This window comes from Chitinophaga sp. (assembly GCF_036569125.1).
GTDB lineage: Bacteria > Bacteroidota > Bacteroidia > Chitinophagales > Chitinophagaceae > Chitinophaga.
Genome location: NZ_DATCRF010000570.1, coordinates 1 through 6805 on the forward strand (window position 1 = coordinate 1; position 6805 = coordinate 6805).

Consider the following 6805-nt stretch of genomic DNA (forward strand, 5'->3'; position numbering starts at 1 on the left):
AAATAACCGCCTGCCGGCCCTTTCCTGCCTGCCGGTTAATAAGAACTGGTTCTGGAAAACCACTTTCCCGAAAGACCCGGTAAAGGATCCGAAGATGCTGGTGAATGATGACATTGTGCCGTTTAACAATGCCTGGTGCAACTTTATTTTAAACGTAGCGCCTAACCGGGATGGGCTGATAGATGAGAACGCGCTGCAGGCCCTGCAGGCCATTGGCAAACAATGGAAAAATGAAGGCCCGGTGGCAAAGCTGCCGGAAGCTGATGCACCCATCATTTCCTCCAACATTGCCAAACACCAGCCTGCCAATTCCAGCTGGAGCGATGATATGAACATTATGGACTTTGCAAATGACGATGATTTCACTACAGACTGGACCTCCAACACCACGGTAAAACAGCCCTGGTGGGAAGTGGTGCTGGACCGCGATAAGCCCTTTAATGCCATTACCATTACGGAAGCTGAGCCCTCCATCACTAAATACCATGCAGAATATTTTCAGAATGGCACCTGGAAACCGCTGTTCACCGGCGACAATAAAAGCCGGGTGAAGATCCACCGTTTTGACCGCGTGTGGGGCGGTAAGGTGCGCATTACAATAGACCAGTTTAACAAAGCTCCCCGTATTGCGGAAGTGGGCGTGTATGATGAAAGAAGGTAAATTATGAGCTTTTTAACGGTATCAAATCTCCGTAAACAACAACAGGGTGCGCTGGTAGTAAACGATGTCAGCTTTACATTACAACCATTTCATAAAATAGCTATTGCCGGGGAAACCGGTTCGGGTAAAAGCACCCTGCTGAAAATGATAGCAGGCCTGGTGCCGGTAGATGAAGGCCTGGTGCTGTTTGAAGATCAGCGGGTAAAGGGCCCGCATGAGGTATTGCTGCCCGGGCACCCGCGCATCGCCTATCTTTCCCAGCATTTTGAGCTGCGGAATAACTACAGCGTGGCGGAAGTGCTGGAACGGGTGAACCTGCTGGAACCCGAAGCAGCACAGGAGATCTACGATATTTGCCGCATTACGCATTTGCTGCAGCGCCGTACAGATCAGCTCTCCGGCGGGGAAAAGCAGCGTATTGCCCTGGCGCGCTTACTGGGCACCGCCCCGCAGCTGCTGCTGCTGGATGAGCCCTACTCCAACCTGGACATGATCCATAAGAACCTGCTGAAAACCGTGATCCGGGATATTGGGGAAGAGATGAACATTACCTGTATGCTTATTTCCCATGACCCGCAGGATATACTTTCCTGGGCAGATGAGGTGATGCTTATGAAAGATGGCGTAATAGTGCAGCAGGGCGCCCCGCAACAGGTGTACTACCAGCCGGTGAACACCTATGCGGCGGGTTTGCTGGGTAAGTACAACCTGCTGGAAAGCGCTACTGTAAAGGCTTTGCTGACCGGCCCGCAGCCCAAAGGAAAGCAGCTTTTTGTACGCCCGGAGGATGTTGCCCTCAGCACTCAGCATGATGATAAGACTGTTAAAGGGAAAGTAGATACCGTTACCTTCTACGGCGGTTATTATGAGCTGGAAGTGGCTTTACCTAAAGATAACATTACCCTTAAAACCATGCATACCCCCCTTAAACCGGGCGATACGGTGTATATATCCCTGAAAAATGCAGATATATGGTTTATTTGACCTATGTTATGCGGTTGTTAATATAATTTTCAGTATCTTCATCGCCTGGTTATAAAATTCTTCATTTATATCTGATCTTTATCTGTTAAAAACGCCCCATCATTCACATCATTTATAAAATTCCACTTGTATGAACCTGCGTGTTTCCAATTTAATGTCACATACTACAGCTGCTGTGCTGCAAAAGATCTTCTCCGCCTATGGCAGGGTTGTTTCCTGTAAGGTGGTCTTTAACGATGTTACCGGCCATTCCTGCGGATACGGGTTTGTAGAAATGCTACAGGAAGCGGAAGCCAGCAGGGCTATGGAAGAGCTGGAAGGCATGAACATTAACGGCCGTTATATGGCCGTTTCCGTAGCTATCTAACTATCTAACAGTATTTGATGCTGTAATAACCGCAAGATCCGGGTTTCCATAAATAGCAGGCAGGGGTACTTTTACAGGAAAGTATTACCATATGCAACCGATCATTGAGCGCCTGCAGGCAAAAGACTGGACCCGGGCAGCCACCCATCTGCATGAGCAGGGTTACGCCCTGGTACCGGGTGTGCTGAACAAAAAAGAATGCGACACTTTAATAGCGGCTTACGAAGCGGATAACACCTACCGCAAAACGATTACCATGGAGCGTTACCGCTTTGGTAAAGGAGAATATAAATATTTCCGCTATCCCCTGCCCGATCTGATCACCACCATCCGCCAAACCGTATATCCGTACCTGGTACCCATTGCCAATAAATGGATGGAGGTACTGAACATTCCACAAACCTTTCCTGTTGCGCATACTGCCTTACAGGCGCTTTGTAAGGAGCACGGGCAAACGCAGCCCACCATTCTTATCCTTAAATATGGCGAAGGCGGTTTTAACACCCTGCACCAGGACCTGTATGGAGATGTATATTTTCCTATGCAGGCTGTATTATTCCTGAATGAAGCGGGGGAAGATTATACGGGCGGCGAGTTTGTGCTTACGGAGCAAATACCCAGGGCGCAGTCCAAAGCCAATGTGCTGCAGCCCCGGCGGGGCGATATGCTGCTGTTCACCACCAATTTCAGGCCGGTGAAAGGCAGCAAGGGATATTACCGGGTAAATATGAAGCATGGCGTAAGTCCCCTGCATAACGGGCAGCGCTATACGCTGGGAATTATATTTCATGATGCGCAAACCTGAGGTGTATGATAGCGCATGTGCAGCTAAGTGATAAAAAGGTCCGGTCATTGATACGCAGCGGCAACATCAGGTTTGGCGGAAATAAAAAGCTGCGTATTTACGGACTGCTTTCCTGTGTTTCCGGCAAACAAATGAAAGCAGCCAACCGGACCTTTTTTGCTACGGAACAGGAGGCTATTGCTGCCGGTTACCGCCCCTGCGGGCATTGTATGCCGGCATTATACCGTGCCTGGAAAGCTACTATGCCATTACATGCAGCAGGGCAGCTTTTTGTTTTTTGTGATGGTAAATGTAGGAAAGGGCAATGAGGCCAAAACCTATCAGGAACACCAGCGAGCCCGGTGCAATACCATCTGTACAAATGCTGGAATACGTAGCACCTGCCAGGTCATAAGTTAAACCGGCATAAGCCCATTCCTTTAACCGCGGAAAACCCGGTATAACAATGGCAATAACGCCTAAGATCTTGGCTACGCCTAAGAAGGGCAATAAATAAACGGGATATCCTAAATGCTGGAACATGGCAACGGCTTCCGGTTGTTTGAGTACGTTGGAAATGGAGCCTACTCCCATTAATAAGGCGAGTAAGCCGGTGGAGATCCAGAAGATAATGTTGATCTTTTTCATTTTGCTGTAGGTTTAAGGTGTTGAAGGTTTACAGGTACAAATATAGATGCAAGCAGTTATTGGCACCGGTTGTGAACACGACATAAAAAGGGGTTAATCCGACATTTTACTGCTAATAATAGCAAGATAGTCATGCAATGGTTGGAAGCACGCACAAAAAAACCGGTACCCGCCTATTACAGGCAGGCACCGGCTGGTTGGTTAACTGCATCTATATTACTACCTACTGAAGTGTTACGTGAATAATATCCTGTATGGCCGGCAGTGTGGTAAATGCATTGGGGTTGGGTACGGCTGCAATGGGCTTGCTTTCCTGCAGCGGTGTACCGGCCAGGTTAAACTGCGTAATACCGGCGCCGGGGAACTGATCCACGGCAGTACCATCATCATATAATTGTATGCTGGTGGAGATATCGCCTTTCTGCATAGCATCTACCCCATTACCTGCAGATGCAAAGAACCAGTCGTTAGAGAAACCATACATAGTGGCTATGGCTATGCGGTCGCCACTGCCAACGCTCAGCTCCTGTGAAACTTTGCCGCCTGCCTGTCCGTTAATTACCGGCAGCAACACCTTGGTACTTGGAGCAGGTAATACGTATACTGCCTTTACTCCTTTCATGCCTTTCAGCGCAGCAGCCAGCGTGTCGGCATTACCTTGCTGGGCTAATGGCCGTAAGCCTTGCCCACGGTCATTTTCACCGGTTTTGTAAATGGGATTGTCTATGCCGTTATATACTACAACCAATATGGGTGAAAGCGGCGTAAAAATACCGGTGATACCTTTTATGTAAGTATACAAGGGTGCATTGTCGCCCATTTCTGCAATGTTGGTTAAGCCGTTTGCTGTAGGCTGGCCGCTGGTATACAGGGGGGCGCCATTCAGCAGGTTGCCGCCTACAATGTAGGATACTGCCCAAACACCGGGGCTCAGGGGCGTTTCATTAGCCGTGCCGCCGGAGGTATTTTGCAGCGTTAAGGTGAACATGGAATTACCATTATATTTTAACGTGGCCTTTACCAGCTTAGATGCATCCAGGTAGGTATTGCCCTGTGCATCCACGCCTTTTACCTCTGTAATATTCTTAGTGTCGGCTGTGCCGGGATGGGTTACATTGGCGCCGGGTTTTTGATTAATGCGGGTGCCGTTATCCCAGAGCTTTATCTGGGAAGATACGTCGCCTTCAATGGGCATGCCCTTCATATCATATACTGCAATGCCCGGGTTAGCAGGCGCAAAAAACAGGTCGTTAGACCAGCCGTACATGGTGGCAAAAGTGAGGGCCTCCCCTTTTGCAGCTGAGAACTGGATGGATACGGACTGGCCGGGCAATATTACCGGTGGGGTGCCTGTGCCCTGGAAGGTGCCGGATTCCACCAGCGGTTGTGATTTCAGCACATTCTCCACTGTGATAGTTGTTTTCTTATCAGCAGGGGGATTATGATCATCGTCTTTATTGCAGGCTATAAAAGCAATGGGCAGCAGCGCAATGGCCGGCCAGTAGTGTAGTTTTTTAAAAGTGTTCATACGGTAGGTAATTAATTATGATGATTGTTGTTTGAAAAGCACAGGCATATTTTCCCCACCCTGCTTTGCGGGTATGCAAAGCAGGCAGTTATAATAGCCTTAAATATTTCAGGATTTAGTGCAGCGCCTGCAGCAGGTCTGCTACAGAAGCCCGTTTCTTATAGTCTTTATCAAACTGCACAAAAGCGATCTTACCGGTATTGTCTATAATATAAGTAGCGGGTACGGGCAGCACATGGTCCTTATTGCCATTGTTCTCCTCCAGGTCAACATGCCAGTTCTTATATTGGGTAACGGTGTTCTGGTCCAGCACATAATTTACATCATATGCTTTCATGATCTGGTAACCTTTATCCTGGATAATGGAAAAAGACGCATGTGTTTTTTCGATGGTTTTATCAATGTTACCGGCTGTTTCGGGGGTTACGCCTACCACATAGGCGCCTTTGGCCGTAAGCAGGTGCAGGGAATCCTGCAGCTGCTGGATATGTTTGTTGCAATAGGGGCACCATTGCCCGCGGTAAAAGAATAGTACAACGGCTTTGTTCTTTTGTAACAGCTGATCCAGCGTTACTTTTTTACCGTTATTGTCGGTGCCGGAAAAGTCCGGCGCTTTAGTTCCGCTTTTAAGCCCGCTTTGCGCAAAGATGTGCATACCGCAAAGGAGGCTGAAACATAGCATGGTTATTTTTTTCATGGTCTGTTAGTTTAGCGTTGACGGCTTACATTTTACCCGCGGGCTTTTTGGTCATTTTTCCATCGGACATTTTATCCATCTTTTTATCGCCGGACATTTTATCCATTTTCTTTGGGCTCATTTTGCTGTCCTGCATTTTACTCATTTTGCTGTGAGACATTTTAGCAGTGTCTTTTTGCGGTTGCTGTGCATGTGCCTGTATAGTAAAACAAGCGGCTATTACAGCGGCCAGCAGGCCTTTACTAATGTTTGCATTCAGGATGGGATGTTTCATGATGTTTGTTTTTTTAGTGAACATTTACTGTATAGACGCTGACATGCATCAAACCTTACAACTTTTTAAAAATATTTTTTCAGCAACCCGGGCTGCCGGGACCACGTATTAATATTTTGGGGGTGTTTTGTCAGGATTTTAATAGTTGCGCGTCTAATAATATAAAGTGGATCAGTTTGTTAGAACTATGTTAAAGGCAGGAACAAAACATGAACTATCTGCGTTAAAATAACGTAACTCTCTGCATATGAAAGTCATGAAAGAAAAGCACGCTTTGCTGATGCGCTGGACACACTGGATCAACTTCCCGGTGCTGGCGCTGATGATCTGGAGCGGGCTATTAATTTACTGGGCTAATGATGTGTATACCATTACGCTGGGCGGCCATACACTGATCCGGTTCTTCCCGGACTGGTTTTACCAGCTGCTGCATGTGCCGCACCGGCTTGCGGAAGGCATGGCTTTCCACTTTTTGTTCATGTGGTTTTTTATGCTCAATGGTTTCCTGTATGTGCTGTACACCCTTTTCTCCGGCGCCTGGCGGCAGCTGCTGCCTAACCGGCACTCCTTTAAGGAGGCCTGGCTGGTGCTGCTGCACGATCTGCACATCCGCAAAACCGTTCCGCCACAAAACAAGTACAACGCGGCCCAGCGCATTGCCTATACGGCCATTATTATTATGGGCATAGGCTCCGTTGCCACCGGGCTGGCTATTTACAAACCGGTGCAGCTGTACTGGCTGTGCTGGTTATGCGGCGGGTACCATTTTGCGCGCATCCTGCACTTTGCATTAACCATTGGGTATGTGTTGTTTTTTGTGATCCATGTGGTGCAGGTGATACTGGCGGGATGGAACAATTTC

The 6805-nt window shown here is 48.0% G+C and carries 10 protein-coding genes; 6 read left to right on the forward strand and 4 right to left on the reverse strand.

The genetic code is table 11. The annotated features are described in order from the left end of the window. The 5 genes from VIM87_RS21435 to VIM87_RS21455 form a co-directional block, all read left to right on the forward strand. A partial coding sequence (locus VIM87_RS21435; protein ID WP_331998984.1) for a discoidin domain-containing protein occupies positions 1 to 661 on the forward strand: 661 nt, incomplete at its 5' end. Between the two features lie 3 nt (positions 662 to 664). Then, positions 665 to 1645 (forward strand): ABC transporter ATP-binding protein, encoded by a 981-nt coding sequence (locus VIM87_RS21440; protein ID WP_331998985.1) that lies wholly within the window; start codon positions 665 to 667, stop codon positions 1643 to 1645. Between the two features lie 130 nt (positions 1646 to 1775). Next, the gene (locus VIM87_RS21445; RefSeq protein ID WP_331998986.1) at positions 1776 to 2012 is read left to right on the forward strand and encodes an RNA-binding protein; all 237 of its coding nucleotides are present in this window, start codon (positions 1776 to 1778) and stop codon (positions 2010 to 2012) included. Positions 2013 to 2103: 91 nt separating this feature from the next. Then, positions 2104 to 2817 (forward strand): 2OG-Fe(II) oxygenase, encoded by a 714-nt coding sequence (locus VIM87_RS21450; RefSeq protein ID WP_331998987.1) that lies wholly within the window; start codon positions 2104 to 2106, stop codon positions 2815 to 2817. Between the two features lie 5 nt (positions 2818 to 2822). Next, positions 2823 to 3125: an Ada metal-binding domain-containing protein gene (locus VIM87_RS21455; RefSeq protein WP_331998988.1), complete on the forward strand. Its 303-nt coding sequence runs from the start codon at positions 2823 to 2825 to the stop codon at positions 3123 to 3125. Here VIM87_RS21455 and VIM87_RS21460 read toward each other — a convergent pair. From VIM87_RS21460 to VIM87_RS21475, 4 genes are all read right to left on the reverse strand, one after another. Beyond that, positions 3058 to 3444 (reverse strand): DoxX family protein, encoded by a 387-nt coding sequence (locus VIM87_RS21460; RefSeq protein WP_331998989.1) that lies wholly within the window; start codon positions 3442 to 3444, stop codon positions 3058 to 3060. The two genes, VIM87_RS21455 and VIM87_RS21460, sit on opposite strands and share 68 nt — an antisense overlap. A 223-nt stretch (positions 3445 to 3667) precedes the next feature. Then, a complete protein-coding gene (locus VIM87_RS21465; protein WP_331998990.1) occupies positions 3668 to 4972 on the reverse strand; it encodes a spondin domain-containing protein in 1305 nt (434 codons plus the stop codon). A gap of 115 nt (positions 4973 to 5087) precedes the next feature. Continuing rightward, complete coding sequence (locus VIM87_RS21470) at positions 5088 to 5669, reverse strand: peroxiredoxin family protein (protein ID WP_331998991.1); 582 nt, start codon at positions 5667 to 5669, stop codon at positions 5088 to 5090. A 25-nt stretch (positions 5670 to 5694) separates the two neighbouring features. Next, a complete protein-coding gene (locus VIM87_RS21475; protein ID WP_331998992.1) occupies positions 5695 to 5943 on the reverse strand; it encodes a hypothetical protein in 249 nt (82 codons plus the stop codon). Positions 5944 to 6190: 247 nt separating this feature from the next. Here VIM87_RS21475 and VIM87_RS21480 point away from each other — a divergent pair. Beyond that, positions 6191 to 6805 (forward strand): cytochrome b/b6 domain-containing protein (locus VIM87_RS21480; RefSeq protein ID WP_331998993.1); only part of this gene is annotated, 615 nt, incomplete at its 3' end.